The organism is Flavobacterium sp. MFBS3-15, from assembly GCF_026107645.2.
GTDB lineage: Bacteria > Bacteroidota > Bacteroidia > Flavobacteriales > Flavobacteriaceae > Flavobacterium.
In genome coordinates this window covers 35,070-53,968 of sequence record NZ_JAPCHV010000008.1, presented here as the reverse complement: position 1 = coordinate 53,968, position 18,899 = coordinate 35,070, and the positions used below count along the sequence as shown (strand labels likewise).

Below are 18,899 nucleotides of genomic sequence, written 5' to 3'. Positions count from 1 at the left end.
TACTTATTTTGTTAGTTGATTTCCTCTACAGAAACCAAATGTTTAACTTTGTTTACCATTCCAAGGATAGCAGGAGTTGCATCGTGCTCAACAACCTGTCCAAGTTTACGAAGGCCTAATGACTCAAGCGTAAGCTTTTGTGTTTGCGGACAGTTGATTTTACTCTTAACTTGTTTTACTTTTATTTTTCCCATGATTTCCCTGAATTAACCTTTGAATACTTTTTCAAGTGAAACGCCCCTTTGTTTTGCAACGGTAGCAGCGCTCCTCATCTGAAGCAAAGCATCAAAAGTAGCTTTTACAACATTGTGAGGGTTAGATGAACCCTGTGATTTAGACAATACATCGTGAATACCTACTGATTCAAGTACTGAACGTACTGCACCACCGGCAATTACACCTGTACCGTGAGAAGCAGGCATCAATAGTACGCGTGCACCACCGAATTTGCCTTTTTGCTCATGTGGCACAGACTGGCCAGAAAGTGGAATCTTCACAAGGTTTTTCTTGGCATCCTCAACAGCTTTGGCGATAGCCTCAGACACGTCTTTAGATTTACCAAGGCCATGGCCTACTACACCGTTCTCATCACCTACCACTACGATAGCAGAGAAACCGAAAGCACGTCCACCCTTTGTAACTTTAGTAACACGGTTAACAGCTACCAAACGATCCTTTAGTTCAAGGCCGCTTGGTTTTACTAGCTCTACGTTTTTATAATTATGATACATAATTTCTTAGAATTTAAGTCCGGCTTCCCTTGCGCCTTCTGCTAATGATTTTACACGTCCGTGGTAAAGATATCCACCCCTGTCAAAAGTGATAGTATCGATACCGGCTTTAAGAGCCAGTTCTGCAATTGCTTTTCCAACAGCTGCAGCAGTCTCTATGTTAGTACCTTTTGCAATGCCTTTGTCCCTTGAAGACGCAGCTGCCAAAGTTACACCGTTTACATCATCTATGATTTGCGCATAGATCTCTTTATTGCTCCTGAATACAGAAAGCCTTGGCTGAGCAGCAGTTCCGCTAACAATCTTTCTGATCCTGAACTTAATCCTCTGTCTTCTTTCAGATTTATTTAATGACATAGTCTTTAATTTTTAAGATTATTAAGCTGATTTACCTGCTTTTCTCCTTAGTACTTCTCCAACGAACTTAACTCCTTTTCCTTTGTAAGGCTCCGGCTTGCGGAAAGAACGGATCTTGGCCGCTACCTGCCCTAAAAGTTGCTTATCGTATGAAGCTAGTTTGATAATAGGGTTCTTACCTTTTTCAGATACCGTTTCTACAGTTACTTCCGGCACAACTTCAAGAACGATGTTGTGTGAAAAGCCCAGAGCGATATCCAGCTTTTGTCCCTGGTTCGAAGCCCTGTAACCAACGCCTACCAGTTCAAGCTCTTTAGTAAACCCTTCAGACACACCAACAATCATATTGTTGATAAGCGCCCTGTACAATCCGTGCTTAGATCTTTCGTCCTTATGGTCCGAAGATCTTTCCACTATTACCTGGCCTTCTTCGATTTTAACAGACACGTCTGAAAAATCTTGTGTAAGCTGGCCTTTTTTTCCTTTTACCGTAACAACATTGCCGTTAACCTCTACAGTTACACCGGCAGGTATTGTAATTGGATTTTTACCTATTCTTGACATCGATAAATCTTTTTATTAGTATACGTAACAGATTACCTCACCACCAACATTAAGTTGTTTTGCCTGCTTTCCAGTCATAAGTCCTTTTGACGTAGAAACGATAGCAATACCCAATCCGTTAAGGATCCTTGGAAGGTTTGATGCACCTGCATACTTACGTAAACCCGGTTTACTAATCCTCTGGATATCTTTAATTACCGACTCTTTAGTCTCTTTATCGTACTTAAGAGCGATTTTGATAGTACCTTGTACGGCATTATCTTCAAATTTGTAACTAAGGATATATCCCTGGTCGAATAAAATTTTTGTGATTTCTTTCTTCATGTTAGAAGCAGGAACTTCAACCACTTTGTGGTTAGCCCTCACTGCATTTCTAACCCTTGTCAAAAAATCGGCAATTGGATCTGTGTACATATTTATTAATTTGCGGAAACGGTTTTCGGCCTGTTAAGGCCGAACCTGTATCCAATTTATAATTCTTTAATTACCAGCTGGCTTTTTTAACACCCGGGATCAATCCGTTGTTAGCCATTTCGCGGAAAGTAACACGCGAAATACCAAACTGGCGCATATAGCCCCTTGGCCTTCCTGTAAGCTTGCAACGATTGTGCTGGCGAACAGGTGAAGCGTTTTTTGGAAGCTTTTGCAGGCCTTCATAATCTCCGGCTTCAAGTAGAGCCTTCCTTTTTTCAGCATACTTTGCTACCAGTTTCGCCCTTTTTACCTCACGGGCTTTCATTGATTCTTTAGCCATAACTTAATTCTTTTTAAAAGGTAAACCTAGTTCTGTTAATAACGACTTCGCTTCCTTATCGGTTTCGGCCGAAGTTACAAAGGTAATATCTAATCCTGATATTTTGTTCACTTTGTCAATATCAATTTCAGGGAAAATGATTTGCTCAGTGATACCCAGGTTATAGTTACCCCTTCCGTCGAATCCTGTAGCCTTGATTCCGTTAAAGTCCCTTACGCGTGGAAGTGACGAAGTCACAAGCCTGTCAAGGAATTCATACATCCTTTCGCCACGCAGCGTTACTTTAGCACCAATTGGCATACCTTTCCTTAGTTTAAACGACGCAACGTCTTTCTTAGAAATGGTAGAAACAGCTTTCTGGCCTGTAATCTTTGTTAGTTCTTCCACTGCATAGTCGATAAGTTTTTTATCAGATACAGCGGCGCCAACACCACGGCTAAGAACGATTTTCTGAAGTTTTGGAACCATCATTACGTTCTTGTAACCGAACTCTTCTTTAAGTGCAGGGACAACCCTGTCCTTATATTCTTGTTTTAATCTTGGTATATAAGCCATCACTATAGTACTTGATTAGATTTTTTTGAAAATCTCACGTTCTTATCTCCTTCTTTCCTTACACCTGTTTTTGTAGCAACACCTTTAGCGTCTACAAGAACAAGGTTAGAAATGTGGATAGGAGCTTCTTTCTTAACGATGCCGCCCTGAGGGTTTTTAGCGCTTGGCTTAGTGTGCTTAGACACCATGTTCACGCCTTCAACGATCGCTTTGTTCTTGTCAACAAGTACACGAAGTACTTTGCCTTCAGATCCTTTGTGGTCACCGGCAATTACCCTTACGGTATCTCCTGATTTTATCTTTAGCTTTATCATTTTGTATAAATATTAAAGCACTTCAGGTGCCAATGATACAATTTTCATGAATTGCTTTTCACGAAGTTCCCTTGCTACAGGACCAAAAACACGTGTACCCCTCATCTCACCGGCAGCATTCAACAATACGCAAGCGTTATCGTCAAACCTGATGTATGAGCCGTCAGCACGACGCACTTCTTTTTTGGTACGTACAACAACTGCTGTAGAAACAGCACCTTTCTTAACGTTTCCGGTAGGCGTAGCATCTTTAATAGAAACTACGATCTTATCACCTACAGAAGCATAACGCCTCTTGGTGCCACCTAGAACACGGATTGTCAAAACTTCCTTTGCTCCCGTGTTATCTGCTACTTTTAGTCTGGATTCCTGTTGTACCATAATTACTTCGCTCTTTCAATTATTTCTACTAGCCTCCAACATTTGGTTTTACTCAAAGGACGTGTTTCCATGATCCTTACTGTATCACCAATGTTACAGTCGTTCTTTTCGTCGTGTGCAACAAATTTCTTTGTTTTCAATACGAACTTACCGTATAGAGGGTGCTTTACCCTTGTTGTTTGAGATACAACTATGGATTTTGCCATTTTGTTGCTGGTTACTACACCAATTCTCTCTTTTCTTAAGTTTCTTTTTTCCATCTTTTGGCAGAATACAATTATTGTAACTCTCTTTTAGTTAGCTCAGTGGCTACCCTTGCGATAGACCTTCTTACGGTCCTGATCTGTAGCGGGTTCTCGATTGGAGAAATAGCGTGAGCTGATTTTAGGTCGGCATATGTTTTCTGTAACTCACCAAGTTTGCTTTGCAACTCAGCAGCAGATAGATCTTTTATCTCTGATTGTTTCATAATAATATCGGATTATGCTTCAAAATCTCTGGCGATGATAAACTTGGTTTTCACAGGCAGCTTTTGGGCAGCAAGGCGAAGAGCCTCTTTTGCTACGGCCAATGGCACGCCTCCTACTTCAAACATTATCTTACCTGGTTTAACAACGGCTACCCAGTACTCAACAGCACCTTTACCTTTACCCATACGTACCTCTAGAGGCTTCTTTGTGATAGGCTTATCCGGGAAAATTTTTATCCACAATTGACCTTCCCTTTTCATGAAACGGGTTGCAGCGATACGTGCAGCCTCGATCTGGCGGGAAGTAATGAAAACTGAATCTAAAGATTTGATACCAAACATACCATTAGAAAGCTCATGACCCCTTTGGGAAATGCCCTTCATCTTACCTTTCTGTACCTTGCGGTATTTTGTTCTTTTAGGCTGTAACATTTTTCTTTAGTTTTTTAATTACTTTCTTTTGCGTTGGCCTGATTTATCACCACCCGGACGACCGCCTGGCCTTCCGCCTTGTGGCCTGTCCTGAGATCCTGAAGACTTAGACTGTTTTTTGTCCATGCCTACTAACGGAGAAAGATCTCTTTTGCCATAAACCTCACCTTTCATGATCCACACTTTGATTCCCATCCTACCGTAAGTAGTGTGGGCCTCAGCAAGTGAGTAATCGATGTCCGCCCTGAAAGTTGATAGAGGAATCCTACCTTCTTTGAACATTTCCGAACGTGCCATTTCAGCACCGTTCAAACGGCCTGAAATCATCACTTTTACACCTTCTGCGTTCATACGCATAGCAGCAGCGATAGCCATTTTGATAGCCCTCCTGTAAGAGATACGGCTTTCAATCTGACGGGCAATGCTTGTACCTACAAGGTAAGCATCAAGCTCCGGCCTTTTAATTTCAAAGATGTTGATCTGAACCTCTTTGTCAGTAATTTTCTTAAGTTCTTCTTTCAGCTTGTCTACTTCCTGACCGCCTTTCCCGATGATGATACCAGGACGGGCAGTAGTAATAGTAACGGTTACAAGCTTAAGGGTCCTCTCGATGATTACCTTAGACACACTGGCTTTAGATAAACGGGCATGGATGTATTTCCTGATTTTGTGATCTTCAGCAAGCTTGTCGCCGTAGTCATTTCCACCATACCAGTTAGAATCCCAACCCCTGATGATACCAAGGCGATTTCCTATTGGATTTGTCTTTTGTCCCATTTCTCTTAGTTGCTTTGTGTGTTATTATTCTTAGCTCCAAGCACGATGGTTACGTGGTTAGAACGTTTCCTTATCCTGTGGGCACGGCCCTGCGGTGCAGGACGAAGCCTTTTCAGCATCATTCCGCCGTCAACCCTGATTTCTTTTACGAAAAGGCCGGCGTCTTCAAGGCTTTCCTCAGCATTCTTTTGCTGCCAGTTGTTGATAGCTGATAGCAACAGTTTTTCAAGCTTGCGTGAAGCCTCTTTTGAACTGAACCTTAATATATTTAGCGCTGATTCTACCTTCTGGCCCCTTACAAGATCCGCAACAAGGCGCATTTTGCGTGGCGAAGTAGGGCAGTTATTCAGCTTAGCGAAAGCGATAGACTTGTTAGCCTCTTTCCTTGCTTCTGCGGTTTCTCTTTTACGAACTCCCATTGCTATTATTTTTTACCTTTATTTTTAGCACCGGCATGGCCCCTGAATGAGCGTGTCGGCGAAAATTCTCCTAATTTATGACCTACCATATTCTCTGTAACGTAAACCGGTACGAATTGACGACCGTTGTGTACTGCGATAGTCTGCCCAACAAAATCCGGGGTGATCATCGAAGCGCGAGACCATGTCTTCACAACTCCTTTGTTGCCCTTTTCGATATTTTCCTGAACTTTCTTTTCTAATTTATAGTGAACGAAAGGTCCTTTCTTTAATGAACGTGCCATATCTTACTTATTATTTCTTTCTACGTTCTACGATATACTTATTACTTGGGTTAACTTTAGAACGAGTCCTGTAACCTTTAGCCGGAAGACCTTTCCTAGAGCGTGGGTGACCTCCTGAAGAGCGTCCTTCACCACCACCCATCGGGTGATCTACAGGGTTCATCGCTACCGGCCTTGTCCTTGGCCTCCTGCCCAACCAACGAGTCCTACCCGCTTTACCGGATACGATCAGCTGGTGGTCAGAGTTGGAAACCGCTCCAATTGTAGCCATACAGGTAAGAAGGATCAACCTTGTCTCACCAGAAGGCATTTTGATGGTAGCATATTTTCCGTCCCTTGCCATAAGCTGCGCAAAAGTACCGGCGCTGCGTGCGATAACCGCACCCTGCCCAGGACGTAGCTCAATACAAGATATAACAGTTCCAAGAGGAATTTTGCTAAGAGGTAAAGCGTTGCCTATTTCCGGCTGAGCATCTGCTCCCGAAGTTACAACCTGGCCTACCTGAAGCCCGTTTTGTGCAATGATGTATGTTTTCTCACCATCAGCATAGAACAATAGAGATATAAATGCTGAACGGTTCGGATCGTACTCGATTGTCTTAACTGTAGCAGGGATACCCGCTTTAGTCCTTTTGAAATCGATCATACGATACCTTTGCTTGTGACCACCGCCTGTATAACGCATGGTCATTTTTCCTTGACTATTTCTACCGCCTGAGTTTTTTTTCGGTGCGATCAATGAACGCTCCGGCTTATCAGTTGTAATAGTGTCAAAGCTATTTACAACTCTAAAACGCTGACCCGGGGTAATAGGTTTTAATTTTCTAACTGACATTGTTATTAGATATTATTATAAAAATCTATTGTTTCGCCTTCCTGTACTTGTACGATAGCTTTTTTGTAAGCATTCGTCTTTCCTGAGATCAAGCCACTCTTAGTGTACTTAACCGATCTATCAGCCCTGTAGTTCATTGTGTTCACTTCAACAACACCAACTCCGTAAGCAGCCTCAACTGCATTCTTGATCTGGATTTTGTTCGCTTTTTTGTCAACAATGAAACCAAAACGGTTGAAAACTTCGCCGTCTTTGGTAATTTTTTCAGTGATGATAGGTTTAATTATGATACCCATGACCTTATTATTTGCTTAAATTTTCTTCAATTCCTTCCAAAGCACCCTCTAAAAGAACAAGCTTATTAGCGTTAAGTATCGCGTAAGTACTTAATTCTGAAGACGTTACAACACTTGAAGCCTTTAAATTGCGTGACGACAAATATACATTTTTATTTGTATCACCCAACACGATAAGGGATTTTTTGTTATCTAACCCTAAAGCTTTCAAAAAGTTAATGAAATTTTTAGTGCTTGGAGCGTCAAATTCGAAGTTCTCTACTACAGTCAGGTTCGACTCCTGAGCCTTCATTGTGAAAGCTGATTTCCTTGCAAGACGCTTAAGAGCTTTGTTCAGTTTGAAAGAGTAGCTCCTCGGCCTTGGGCCAAATACTGTACCCCCACCTTTGAACAATGGGTTCTTAACAGAGCCTGCACGGGCTGTACCTGTTCCTTTTTGCTTCTTGATTTTACGCGTACTACCGGTTACCTCAGCCCTTTCTTTGGCTTTGTGGGTACCCTGCCTCTGGTTAGCAAGATATTGCTTAACATCAAGGTATACGGCGTGCTTATTAGGCTCAATTGCGAATACTGAATCAGAAAGAGTAATCGTCCTGCCAGTTTCTTTTCCGTTGATATCTAATACTTTTACTTCCATTACTTCTGAATGATTACATAAGAGTTTTTGTGTCCCGGAATCGCACCTTTAATAACAAGAAGGTTCTTGTCCGCAACTACTTTTAAAACCTTAAGGTTTTGTACTGTTACATTTTCCCCGCCAGTCCTTCCGGCCATGCGCATACCCTTGAACACACGTGAAGGGTAAGACGATGCACCTACTGAACCCGGAGCCCTAAGACGGTTGTGCTGACCGTGAGTAGCCTGTCCAACACCACCAAAGCCGTGACGCTTAACAACACCCTGGAAACCTTTACCTTTTGATACACCCTGTACATCTACGAATTCACCTTCAGTGAAAACATCTACAGTTAAAACATCACCAAGTTTGTACTCAGTTTCGAAATGCTTGAATTCAACGACTTTCTTCTTAGCAACAGTACCCGCTTTCTTGAAATGGCCAAGATCCGCTTTTGTAGCATGCTTTTCTGTTTTGTCATCGAAACCAAGTTGTAACGCTTCATACCCGTCAACCTCATTGGTTCTGACTTGGGTAACTACGCATGGGCCAGCTTCGATAACGGTACAAGGGATGTTTTTCCCGTTCTCGTCGAAAATACTGGTCATGCCGATTTTTTTGCCAATTAACCCAGACATATTAAACTTTTATAAATTATTAATTCTGAGAACAGTACACACTGCTCCCTTTTGAGGGCGCAAAGTTAATCATCTTTTTCGTTTATGCAACACTAAACAAATAGTTTTTTCTAACTTTTTTGCACGTAACTCAAAGAAATTAAATTTATTAGGCCGAATAAGGGTTTCAACAGGCAAATACCGCCACCCACACGCATTTTCACACATGAAATCAATCTACATAAGCCAGTATGCAAATAAAAAGCCCTTCAGGAAGTATCCCATCACCACATTGGCCAACGCAGGGTCGTACGCCGCGGCGGATCTAACTATCCTGCGCCAGGGATGCCGCTCCCATTTCTCACGCAGAGCGCACCCCTGCTAGAGATATGCAGCCCAACCTGCAATGTTTGAAAACCTGACAGGATTACAAACAAAAAGCCCCGGCATTATGCCAGGGCTGTTTTATATCTCGTATGAATTATCACACTTTGATCTCTACTTCAACACCGCTAGGAAGCTCCAGTTTCATAAGAGCATCGATAGTTTTTGAAGATGAGCTGTAAATATCAAGAAGCCTTTTGTACGAGCTAACCTCGAACTGCTCCCTTGATTTCTTATTCACGTGCGGTGAACGTAGTACAGTGAAGATTTTCTTGTGTGTAGGAAGCGGAATAGGACCCGTTACCACAGCACCTGTACTTTTTACAGTCTTAACGATCTTCTCGGCAGATTTGTCTACCAGGCTGTGATCGTATGATTTTAGTTTTATTCTGATTTTCTGACTCATTTTCTTTCTAATTAAGCGTTACCTTTTGCTTTTTTAATAACCTCGTCCGCAATGTTGTTTGGCGTCTCAGCATAGTGAGAGAACTCCATTGTAGAAGTAGCACGTCCTGAAGATAGCGTCCTAAGTGTAGTTACGTAACCGAACATCTCAGAAAGAGGTACGCTTGCTTTCACTACTTTAGAACCTGCCCTGTCGTCCATGTTATTGATCTGTCCGCGACGACGGTTAAGGTCACCCACGATATCACCCATGTTCTCCTCCGGTGTAAGCACCTCAAGTTTCATGATCGGCTCAAGGATAACAGCTCCGGCAGCTTTAGCAGCCTCTTTGTAACCCATTTTGGCTGCAAGTTCAAACGAAAGCGCATCCGAGTCAACAGGGTGGAATGAACCGTCAAGAAGCGTTACTTTCATGCTGTCCATTTCATAACCCGCAAGAGGGCCCTGCTTCATAGCTTCTTTGAAACCTTTCTCAATAGCCGGGATGAATTCCTTAGGGATGTTACCACCTTTAACCTCGTTAACGAACTGAAGTCCCATTGGCACTTTTCCGTCAACTTCGTCTGCTGGCCCAAGGCGGAATACGATATCACCGAATTTACCACGACCACCGGATTGCTTTTTGTAAGTCTCCCTGTGCTGTGCTTCACGTGTGATAGCTTCTTTATACTCTACCTGAGGCTCACCTTGGTTAACCTCTACCTTAAACTCACGCTTAAGACGGTCTACAAGGATGTCAAGGTGAAGCTCACCCATACCTGAGATGATAGTTTGTCCTGAAGCATGGTCAGTCCTTACAGTAAACGTTGGATCTTCTTCGGCAAGTTTAGCCAAAGCCATACCCATCTTATCAACGTCAGCCTTAGTTTTAGGCTCAACAGCGATACCGATTACCGGATCAGGGAAGTTCATACTTTCAAGAACGATTGGGTTTTTCTCATCAGAAAGGGTATCACCTGTCTTAATGTCCTTAAAACCTACAGCTGCACCAATGTCACCTGCCTCGATATATTCGATTGGGTTTTGCTTGTTAGCGTGCATCTGGTAGATACGGGAGATACGCTCCTTATTGCCTGAACGGTTGTTAAGAACGTAAGAACCTGCATCAAGACGGCCTGAATAAGCCCTGAAGAACGCAAGACGCCCAACATAAGGGTCTGTAGCAATTTTGAACGCAAGCGCTGCAAACGGCTCAGTAACTGATGGCTTACGAAGGATCGGCTCGTCAGTATCAGGGTTTGTACCTTCGATAGCCTCTTTGTCAAGCGGAGAAGGAAGGAATTTACAAACCGCATCAAGCATGAACTGTACACCTTTATTTTTGAATGAAGAACCGCAAAGCATTGGGATGATAGCCATATCGATGGTTGCTTTCCTAAGTGCTTCGTTGATCTCATCTTCAGTGATCGAGTTTTCGTCTTCCATGAATTTCTCAAGAAGGTTCTCATCATAAGCAGCAACTTCTTCAATAAGCTGTGCCCTGTATTGATGAGCCTCATCTTTCATGTCAGCCGGGATATCTACGATGTCAAAAGTAGCACCCTGAGTTTCATCATGCCATACGATAGCCTGGTTCTTGATAAGGTCTACCACGCCCCTGAAGTCAGCCTCGTCACCGATCGGAAGCACGATTGGCACTGCGTTCGACTTAAGCATGTCTTTCACCTGCTGGCAAACAGCAAGGAAGTTAGATCCCTGGCGGTCCATTTTGTTCACAAAGCCCATACGCGGCACTTTGTAGTTATCAGCCAGCCTCCAGTTGGTTTCAGACTGTGGCTCAACACCGTCTACGGCGCTGAAAAGGAACACAAGTCCGTCAAGTACCCTTAGGGAACGGTTTACCTCAACGGTAAAGTCAACGTGCCCGGGAGTATCGATGATGTTGAAATGGTAATCTTTTGAGTCTCCGGTAAGCTTACCCTGCTCTGTCGGGAAGTTCCATGTACATGTAGTAGCAGCCGAAGTAATGGTAATACCCCTCTCCTGCTCCTGAGCCATCCAGTCCATGGTAGCAGCACCGTCGTGTACCTCACCTATCTTGTGGGATTTACCCGTGTAGAAAAGGATACGCTCGGTAGTTGTAGTCTTACCCGCATCAATGTGGGCAGCAATACCAATATTTCTCGTGTATTTTAAATCTCTTGCCATTATTTATAAGATGTGATGTTTCTTTTTCTTTATGAATTAAAACCTAAAGTGAGAGAATGCCTTGTTAGCTTCTGCCATCTTGTGAGTATCCATCCTCTTTTTAACAGCAGCTCCTTCTTCTTTGGCAGCAGCCAAGATTTCAGAAGCAAGCCTTTGAGCCATAGATTTCTCGTTTCTTCTCCTTGCATAAAGTATCATCCATTTCATCGCCATAGAGATCTTCCTGTCCGGACGGATCTGCATTGGTATCTGGAAGGTAGCTCCACCAACCCTGCGGCTACGTACTTCTACGTGCGGCATAACATTGTTGATAGCATCTTTCCATGTTTCAAGTGCTGATTTTTCAGCATCCTGCTTTTTCGTTTCCACGATTTCAATAGCATCATAGAACACTTTGAAAGCAGTTGATTTTTTACCGTCCCACATTAGGTTGTTCACAAAACGTGTAACAAGTTGGTCATTAAACTTTGGATCCGGTAAAAGAGGTCTTTTCTTGGCCTGTCTTTTTCTCATGTCTTTTCTTTAAAGCGTTCTTAAATTACTTTTTCTTTCCGGTTGCAGCTGGCGCCTGTCCTGGTTTTGGACGTTTTGCTCCATACTTCGACCTGCGTTGTGTCCTTCCGGCCACACCAGCGGTATCAAGCGCACCACGAACGATGTGGTACCTTACACCCGGCAAGTCTTTTACCCTTCCGCCTCTAACTAATACTATCGAGTGCTCTTGTAGGTTGTGTCCTTCTCCGGGAATGTACGCGTTCACCTCATTACCATTTGTCAAACGCACCCTCGCAACTTTACGCATTGCAGAGTTTGGTTTCTTTGGTGTAGTGGTGTACACACGTGTACAAACGCCCCTTCTTTGAGGACAGGAATCTAAAGCAGCCGATTTACTCTTCTTAGTTATCTGGGCTCTCCCTGTTCTTACTAATTGTTGAATTGTTGGCATAATTAAATCTAAAAATTTCTTATGTTTAAAAAACCCGCTTTTTACGGGGTTGCAAATGTAGGAATTAAAATTTACAAAACAAATTGTAATTCATTAATTTTCAAACAGGTCCTGCAACAAAACACCGGCACATATTTTTTCGTTTATTTTTGCGTTATTTTACACTAACAGACTACGGGTTGAAAAAACTGCTCCTTATATATATAACATGCTTTGGCTTTTTTTCGGTAAAAGCGCAAAACCTCCATCTCCGGATCGAGGGGCGCGATGCAATGGAAACAAAAGTGATCGACTCCATACCTTACAGTAAAACACATCAAAACGCAAAGTCGGTTTCCGATGAAGCAACGCTGCTCTCTGCTACCCTGCTAAAAAGAGGCTATCTGGAAAACCGCGAGATGGCCCGGATCAAAACTAACGACTCCACTTTTGTATATACTTTTTCAGTAGGCGAAAAAACACGACACCTATTTATATATACCGGCAAACTCTCGCCCGAAGAAAAAGAATTGCTAAATATCAGCACAGACACCCTGATGATGCAAGTGGAAGAAGTTGAATCCTTCATGGCAGGCAGCATAGCACTGCTGGAACGCAAAGGCTATTCATTAAGCACATTACAATTAAAGGACTATGAAAAAAAAGGCAGCACACTCACTGCGCGGCTGGAACTGAAAACAGAAAAACAGCGCACCTTCGACGACATTGTAATCGAGGGATACCCGAAATTTCCCGAAGGTATCCGCAGGAACATTGCACGGCAGTACAAAAAGAAAACCTTTAACCAGGAAAACCTTCAACGAATTTACAACGACTTTAACGCACTTCGATTTGTAACACAGGCGCGATACCCCGAGATACTTTTCAAAAAAGACTCTACCAAGGTATATGTATACCTGCAAAAGGCAAAACCCAACAGCTTCGACGGATTTATTGGCTTTTCCAACGACGACGAAAGCAAAATGATATTCAATGGTTACCTCGACCTCAACCTGAACAACATACTAAACTCAGGCGAAAAGTTCACACTTTTCTGGAAAAGCGACGGCAATAAGCAAACCACCTTCAATGTCGCTACTGAATTACCCTATATGTTCCGCAGCCCGTTAGGAATTAAAGCCGGCCTGCGCATCTTCAAGCAGGACAGCACGTTCCAAAACACCGTGACCGATGTAAACCTGGGCTACTATTTCAGTTACAACTCAAAAGCCTTTTTAGGATACCAACGCACACAGTCGGTCGACATACAAAACAGTAATACCGCTACACTCAGCGATTACAACAACCGGTTTTACACCGCGAGCTACGAGTACACAGGATTCAATATAGACGATTTCATTTTCCCGGAAAAAACGATACTGCTTTTAAAAGGAGGTACAGGAAAACGCGAAGGCAGTACGGGAAACAGCAGCCAGTATTTTATACAGGCCAACGCGGCTCACAATTTTTACCTAAACAAAAAAAACATCATCAGCCTGAAGAGCCATTCCTATTACTTAAAAAGCGACACTTACATAATAAATGAACTGTACCGCTTCGGAGGCATAAATTCCATACGGGGATTTAATGAGAACAGCCTGCAAGCCAATCTCTACACGGCCCTCATGGCCGAATATCGCTACATCCTTTCCCCCGGCCTTTATGCACACTCCATAACTGATTATGGCTATTTCAGGGATGAAGCCAATGACACTGATGACTACCTCACCGGACTTGGTTTTGGAATTGGTTTGTTTACCAAAAACGGATTATTCAACATTGTATACGCCAACGGAACAGCTAAAGGACAGCAAATCAGGCTGTCTAACTCTATCGTACATATTAGCTTTAAAGCAACGTTTTAACATTTATACTTACAATAAATCTTAAAAACTTATTAAAATTCAGAAATGTTTCTTAAATATTTTGCTTTTTAAATTACTTCGTCAGAAATTTGGGACACTAACTCAAATCTATTTCAATGAAGACAAAGCTGCATGTTTTGTTAACGCTGTTATTCGCGTTAACGATGCAAATTTCATTTGCACAGGAGAGGACAGTATCAGGTACTGTCACAGACGAGGCCGGAATGCCTATCCCGGGGGTAAGTATTTTAATTAAGGGCACGACAACCGGCACACAAACCGATTTTGACGGTAAATTCCAGATTCAGGCAACGCCTGAGCAAACACTGGTATTTAGCTACATCGGGATGGGCACCCGCGAAATGCCCGCCTCAGCAACCACTATCAATGTTACTCTCGAAGATCAGGCTACAGAGCTTGAAGGCGTAGTGGTAACCGCGGTAGGTATCCGCAGGGAAAAATCATCCATTGGTGCCGCAACCACCACACTCAAGTCGGATGAGATCCTTGAAGGCCAGCAGACCAACATTTCAGACGCTATTAAAGGTAAGGTCGCTGGTGTGGTTATCTCGAACAGTTCTACCGACCCGGGCGCGTCTTCAAGCGTTATGATCAGGGGTATCAAATCGCTCACCAAGAGTAACCAGCCTTTATATGTTGTAGATGGGGTTCCATTGTTTGAGAGATCCAATTCTTCCTCAAGCCTGAACAATGGCTACGATTTTGGTAATGCGGCATCGGACATTAACCCACAGGACATTGAATCCATGACCATCCTTAAAGGCGCTTCGGCCACAGTACTATATGGATCGAGGGCAGCCGGAGGGGTAATTCTGATTACAACCAAAAAGGGAAAAGAAGGCAGGCTAAATGTTGAATATACCAACGCTACATCGTTTACCCAAATTAACAGGACACCAAAATATCAATCAACTTTCGGACAGGGATGGGATGGTGTACATTACCTTGGCGAGAACGGCTCCTGGGGTCCGCGATTTGACGGATTGCCACGTGTTTGGGGTAATATAGTTAACAATAGCCAGCTACTAAAGCCTTACTCTTTCCAGAAAGACCAACTGGAGAACTTTTTTACCACAGGTACATCACGGGTCAATTCGGTATCAGTATCCGGCGGGCATGGCGAAAGTACTGTACGCCTTTCGTACACCAATACGCAGCAGGACGGTATTTACCCTACCGATGCCGACTCGTTTGAAAGAAATGTACTGAATCTTGCCGCGACCTCTAAGTTTAAAAATCTTAGCATAAGCGGATCGATGAGCTATGTCAGCAATTCCAATAGAAGCGTAGGTACGGGGCAGGGCGCTACAGCATACAACAACCTAATGCAAATTCCTACTGACATTCCTATTACGGAATTCGCAGACTACAACAATCCGTTTCACAATGTGAGCAATTATTACACTCCCTATGGTGTTACCAACCCGTACTTCTCTCTTAATGAGAATGGAGCACAAAACAGGCGTGAGCGCGTATACGGATCGTTTGAAGCGACATATACGGTAAACGACTGGTTCAACGCTACGTATCGCTTTGGTATGGACTTTTCGACAGATAGGGGCAAAATATGGACCTCAAGGATTGATGCTGCCCCGGGAAGCCCGAATGATGGTTCTTCTACAGAAAATCCGGGAAGTTATGCAGAAGTATATTCTCATGCCAAGATGCTGAATCATGACATAATTACAAACTTTGATTTCGAACTGACCGAAAAATTGAAACTTCAGACATCAGCAGGTTTCAACATACAATCCCAGCATTTTAATAGCCTTAGTGCATCGGTAGCAAGCCAGGACATCCCTAATTTCTTTAATTTGGCAAACAGCTCAGAAATACCTGCCGTTGGCACCAATATGTCACAGGATAAAATATACGGTTTGTACAATACTACTACGTTGTCCTATGACGATCAGTTATTCCTTACCGGAAACGTCAGAAACGACTGGTTCTCTACACTTCCTGAAGACAACAGGTCGCAACTGTATGCCGGTGGTAACTTAAGCTGGGTATTTAGCCGTACTTTCTCAGGAATTGACAAAGTATTAAACTATGGTAAATTGCGTGTAGGTTACGGATCGACCGGTACCGGTACTGACCCTTATCAGGTTTTTGCCGTAAATACCCCTACAAACGTCCTTATGGGCTTTGGAAATCTGACATTCCCAATTAACGGGATCAATGCTTACGGCATTGGCAACAGGATGGCAAACCTTGACCTGAGGCCGGAAATTAAAACAGAATTTGAGGTAGGTACAGAACTCTCCTTCTTCAATAACCTGGTAACAATTGACGCAACCTATTTTGATGCTAAGGTAAAAGACCAGATACTCGACCTGCCTTTGGCACCAAGTACAGGGTATACATCGCAACGTACTAATGTAGGTACACTTCGCACAAAAGGTTTTGAAGGCTTGATTAACATCAATTGGGTAAGGAACACAGACGGCTTCAGCTGGAGCTCCAGCCTTAACTACACCAAGGCAGAAACCATACTTGAAGAACTCGACCCACGTATCCAGAACGTAGAGCTTGGAGGCCTTACCACTATGCAATATCTTGCTGAAGAAGGAAAACCTGTAGGACTTATTAAAGGATATGTTCCGGAAAGGGATAACAACGGAAACATAGTAGTAGACGTAAACGGTGTACCTGTGGCCTCTCCAAACCAGGAAGTATATGGCGATACGCAATATGATTACACGATGGGCATCAGCAACACATTAAGCTGGAAAGGATTGTCACTTGACTTTACCTTTGATGTAAGGCAGGGTGGCCTTATGTTCTCAAGGACAGCTGACATTACAAGATTTACCGGTAACTCTATAACTACGATGTATAATGACAGGAATCCCTTCATCGTGCCGAACTCGGTAGTGAAAAATGTAGCCGGCGACGGTTCTGTAACTTACACACCTAATACTACCCCGGTAGATGTGGAACACATGGATGATTACTACCGTGCGGATGCCAATGCCCGCCAAACTGTTATAGACAAATCATTTGTAAAACTGCGCGAAGTTGTATTGAGCTATAAGTTCCCATCTAAATTACTGGAAAAAACACAGATCCAATCCCTTACATTCTCTGTAATCGGACGCAACCTGTTTCTTTGGACACCAAGCAGCAACCAGTACATTGACCCTGAAGCCTCAACATTTGGCAATGATCTTGCGGGCCAGTTTGGTGAATTTAGTGCGAATCCGTCAACAAGGAGTCTTGGCTTCAGCTTAAAAGCAACATTCTAATAAAATATCTATGAAAAATATAAATAAATTTCTGATAGTCTTCCTCACCGGGATGTTTGTAGTGTCATGTGATGAAAATCTCGACATCAATACCGATCCCAATTTCCCTGAAGAGATAAATGCCGGCCTTGCCTTAACTTCCGCAGAAGGTGCATTGGCATCTGTAGTGGGAGGGGAATTAATGAACCTTGGCGGATTTTACGCACAATACCATACGCAGTCACCAAGTGCGGGCCAATATGAAAATATCGACTCGTATAACCTCAATACCACGTATGCGAATACGCCATGGACAATACTTTATGCAGGCGTATTAAATGACCTTAAATATGTAACGGAGGAATCTACCGCTGATGGCGACACCGCTACATTACTTATGGCAGAGGTTCTTAGAGGATATACATTCCACTACCTTGTAGACCTTTTTGGAGATGTACCTTATACGGAAGCATTACAGGAAGGAAACATCACACCTGTAGTAACACCCGGAGAAGAGGTCTATGCTGACATCATTGCCAAAATCGACGCCGCTGTTTCTGCTTACGAAGCTAACCCTACCGAAGCACAGGTAGGTAATCAGGATGTAATCTTTGATAGTGATATGGATAAATGGATACAGTTTGCCAATACGCTAAAGCTAAGGATGTATTTGAGGATGGCTTATACGCCTCAGGCAAATCCTACAGCGGTAACTGCCCTGATTGCTGAAGGTAATTTCATAACAGAGGATGTGAGGTTTGACCTTTTTACCGCATCGGCTAACAAAAGAAATCCTTTTTATGAAGTATTTTTATCCCAAACAGGACTCGGCGACATTAACCATATAGCAAGCAATTCTATAACCGGGTTTTATAACCAAAATGGTGACCCAAGGCTGGAAGCCGCGTTCCGCCCCGGAACCGGGGGTATTTTTGCATCTATCGAACAAGGCACTGGAAATGACTTCAATAATACAGCGGTTGCTTATGCCCGTCCGAATATTGGCCCAACCACGCCCGTGTTTCTGATGACGGTATCCGAAAGTAATTTCCTCCAGGCAGAAGCCCTAATCCGTTATTCCGGTGGAGCGGGTGCAAAAGCTAAATATGACGCGGGTGTAACGGCTTCGTTTGCCACCTACTCTCAATATTTTGGCCTTACAGGCGAATCGGCGGACGATTATATAGGTGCCGGCGATGTATATGAATACCAACCGGGTGGAGCTGTAGAAGAAACGGTAAGGCAGGTGATCATCCAGAAATGGGCAGCACTGGCCTATGTAAATAACATCGAAGCGTATATTGAAGCCACAAGGACAAAGTTCCCTGAGGTTGTGACAACAGGTACAGAAGATTATGCTGAAGGCAACCGTATCCCTTCTGCAATATCAATACTGCCGGGTACTACAATACCGAGCATACTGTTTTATCCTGATGATGAAGTAACCAGAAACCCGAACATTACACAGCACTCAACACTGACAGAGAATGTGTGGTGGGATCAAAAACCAGAATAATCTTGGCAAT

General features: G+C 43.2%; 26 protein-coding genes. 3 read left to right on the top strand and 23 right to left on the bottom strand.

Annotated features, from left to right (window positions below; all coding sequences use genetic code 11):
- Positions 1-11: 11 nt before the first annotated feature.
- The 23 genes from rpmD to rpsL all read right to left on the bottom strand — a co-directional run bounded on the left by rpmD (position 12) and on the right by rpsL (position 12,284).
- A complete protein-coding gene (gene rpmD, locus OGH69_RS08530; protein WP_099084894.1) occupies positions 12-194 on the bottom strand; it encodes a 50S ribosomal protein L30 in 183 nt (60 codons plus the stop codon).
- A gap of 12 nt (positions 195-206) precedes the next feature.
- Complete coding sequence (gene rpsE, locus OGH69_RS08525) at positions 207-731, bottom strand: 30S ribosomal protein S5 (RefSeq protein ID WP_108776513.1); 525 nt, start codon at positions 729-731, stop codon at positions 207-209.
- Positions 732-737: 6 nt separating this feature from the next.
- Positions 738-1,088 carry a 50S ribosomal protein L18 gene (rplR, locus tag OGH69_RS08520; RefSeq protein ID WP_265174038.1) on the bottom strand — a complete coding sequence of 117 codons (351 nt, stop codon included), beginning with the start codon at positions 1,086-1,088 and terminating at the stop codon, positions 738-740.
- Between the two features lie 21 nt (positions 1,089-1,109).
- A complete protein-coding gene (rplF, locus tag OGH69_RS08515; protein ID WP_265174037.1) occupies positions 1,110-1,652 on the bottom strand; it encodes a 50S ribosomal protein L6 in 543 nt (180 codons plus the stop codon).
- A 15-nt stretch (positions 1,653-1,667) separates the two neighbouring features.
- Positions 1,668-2,066, bottom strand: a complete 399-nt coding sequence (gene rpsH, locus OGH69_RS08510) for a 30S ribosomal protein S8 (protein WP_265174036.1) — start codon at positions 2,064-2,066, stop codon at positions 1,668-1,670.
- Between the two features lie 70 nt (positions 2,067-2,136).
- A complete protein-coding gene (gene rpsN / locus OGH69_RS08505; protein ID WP_265174035.1) occupies positions 2,137-2,406 on the bottom strand; it encodes a 30S ribosomal protein S14 in 270 nt (89 codons plus the stop codon).
- 3 nt (positions 2,407-2,409) lie between these two features.
- Complete coding sequence (gene rplE / locus OGH69_RS08500; protein ID WP_265174034.1) at positions 2,410-2,961, bottom strand: 50S ribosomal protein L5; 552 nt, start codon at positions 2,959-2,961, stop codon at positions 2,410-2,412.
- Between the two features lie 2 nt (positions 2,962-2,963).
- Positions 2,964-3,275, bottom strand: coding sequence for a 50S ribosomal protein L24 (gene rplX / locus OGH69_RS08495; protein ID WP_265174033.1), 312 nt, complete (start codon positions 3,273-3,275; stop codon positions 2,964-2,966).
- 12 nt (positions 3,276-3,287) lie between these two features.
- Positions 3,288-3,656: a 50S ribosomal protein L14 gene (gene rplN, locus OGH69_RS08490; protein WP_265174032.1), complete on the bottom strand. Its 369-nt coding sequence runs from the start codon at positions 3,654-3,656 to the stop codon at positions 3,288-3,290.
- A gap of 2 nt (positions 3,657-3,658) precedes the next feature.
- A complete protein-coding gene (rpsQ, locus tag OGH69_RS08485; protein WP_265174031.1) occupies positions 3,659-3,916 on the bottom strand; it encodes a 30S ribosomal protein S17 in 258 nt (85 codons plus the stop codon).
- A 17-nt stretch (positions 3,917-3,933) separates the two neighbouring features.
- Positions 3,934-4,125, bottom strand: a complete 192-nt coding sequence (gene rpmC, locus OGH69_RS08480; RefSeq protein WP_108776521.1) for a 50S ribosomal protein L29 — start codon at positions 4,123-4,125, stop codon at positions 3,934-3,936.
- 12 nt (positions 4,126-4,137) lie between these two features.
- On the bottom strand, positions 4,138-4,557 hold the full coding sequence (rplP, locus tag OGH69_RS08475) for a 50S ribosomal protein L16 (protein WP_108776522.1): 420 nt from the start codon (positions 4,555-4,557) through the stop codon (positions 4,138-4,140).
- Positions 4,558-4,575: 18 nt separating this feature from the next.
- Entirely contained in the window at positions 4,576-5,334 is a 759-nt protein-coding gene (gene rpsC / locus OGH69_RS08470; protein WP_265174030.1) for a 30S ribosomal protein S3, read from the bottom strand.
- Between the two features lie 5 nt (positions 5,335-5,339).
- On the bottom strand, positions 5,340-5,753 hold the full coding sequence (rplV, locus tag OGH69_RS08465) for a 50S ribosomal protein L22 (RefSeq protein WP_265174029.1): 414 nt from the start codon (positions 5,751-5,753) through the stop codon (positions 5,340-5,342).
- A gap of 5 nt (positions 5,754-5,758) precedes the next feature.
- Positions 5,759-6,037, bottom strand: coding sequence for a 30S ribosomal protein S19 (gene rpsS / locus OGH69_RS08460; RefSeq protein WP_020213638.1), 279 nt, complete (start codon positions 6,035-6,037; stop codon positions 5,759-5,761).
- Between the two features lie 10 nt (positions 6,038-6,047).
- Positions 6,048-6,872, bottom strand: a complete 825-nt coding sequence (gene rplB / locus OGH69_RS08455) for a 50S ribosomal protein L2 (RefSeq protein ID WP_265174028.1) — start codon at positions 6,870-6,872, stop codon at positions 6,048-6,050.
- Between the two features lie 5 nt (positions 6,873-6,877).
- Positions 6,878-7,168, bottom strand: coding sequence for a 50S ribosomal protein L23 (gene rplW, locus OGH69_RS08450; protein ID WP_265174027.1), 291 nt, complete (start codon positions 7,166-7,168; stop codon positions 6,878-6,880).
- Between the two features lie 7 nt (positions 7,169-7,175).
- A complete protein-coding gene (gene rplD / locus OGH69_RS08445) occupies positions 7,176-7,805 on the bottom strand; it encodes a 50S ribosomal protein L4 (protein WP_265174026.1) in 630 nt (209 codons plus the stop codon).
- A complete protein-coding gene (gene rplC, locus OGH69_RS08440; protein WP_265174025.1) occupies positions 7,805-8,422 on the bottom strand; it encodes a 50S ribosomal protein L3 in 618 nt (205 codons plus the stop codon). The genes rplD and rplC overlap by 1 nt, the downstream gene beginning before the upstream one ends.
- Before the next feature lie 463 nt (positions 8,423-8,885).
- Positions 8,886-9,191, bottom strand: coding sequence for a 30S ribosomal protein S10 (gene rpsJ, locus OGH69_RS08435; protein ID WP_020213633.1), 306 nt, complete (start codon positions 9,189-9,191; stop codon positions 8,886-8,888).
- 11 nt (positions 9,192-9,202) lie between these two features.
- The gene (gene fusA / locus OGH69_RS08430) at positions 9,203-11,338 is read right to left on the bottom strand and encodes an elongation factor G (protein WP_265174024.1); all 2,136 of its coding nucleotides are present in this window, start codon (positions 11,336-11,338) and stop codon (positions 9,203-9,205) included.
- A gap of 36 nt (positions 11,339-11,374) precedes the next feature.
- A complete protein-coding gene (gene rpsG, locus OGH69_RS08425; protein WP_265174023.1) occupies positions 11,375-11,851 on the bottom strand; it encodes a 30S ribosomal protein S7 in 477 nt (158 codons plus the stop codon).
- A 25-nt stretch (positions 11,852-11,876) separates the two neighbouring features.
- Positions 11,877-12,284, bottom strand: a complete 408-nt coding sequence (gene rpsL / locus OGH69_RS08420) for a 30S ribosomal protein S12 (RefSeq protein WP_108776531.1) — start codon at positions 12,282-12,284, stop codon at positions 11,877-11,879.
- Positions 12,285-12,463: 179 nt separating this feature from the next.
- On the opposite strand from rpsL, the gene OGH69_RS08415 reads away from it, so the two are divergent.
- The 3 genes from OGH69_RS08415 (at position 12,464) to OGH69_RS08405 (ending at position 18,889) form a co-directional block, all read left to right on the top strand.
- Complete coding sequence (locus tag OGH69_RS08415; protein ID WP_265174022.1) at positions 12,464-14,128, top strand: BamA/TamA family outer membrane protein; 1,665 nt, start codon at positions 12,464-12,466, stop codon at positions 14,126-14,128.
- Between the two features lie 116 nt (positions 14,129-14,244).
- The gene (locus OGH69_RS08410; protein ID WP_265174021.1) at positions 14,245-17,394 is read left to right on the top strand and encodes a SusC/RagA family TonB-linked outer membrane protein; all 3,150 of its coding nucleotides are present in this window, start codon (positions 14,245-14,247) and stop codon (positions 17,392-17,394) included.
- A gap of 10 nt (positions 17,395-17,404) precedes the next feature.
- Complete coding sequence (locus OGH69_RS08405; RefSeq protein WP_265174020.1) at positions 17,405-18,889, top strand: SusD/RagB family nutrient-binding outer membrane lipoprotein; 1,485 nt, start codon at positions 17,405-17,407, stop codon at positions 18,887-18,889.
- The last annotated feature ends 10 nt before the right edge of the window (positions 18,890-18,899 follow it).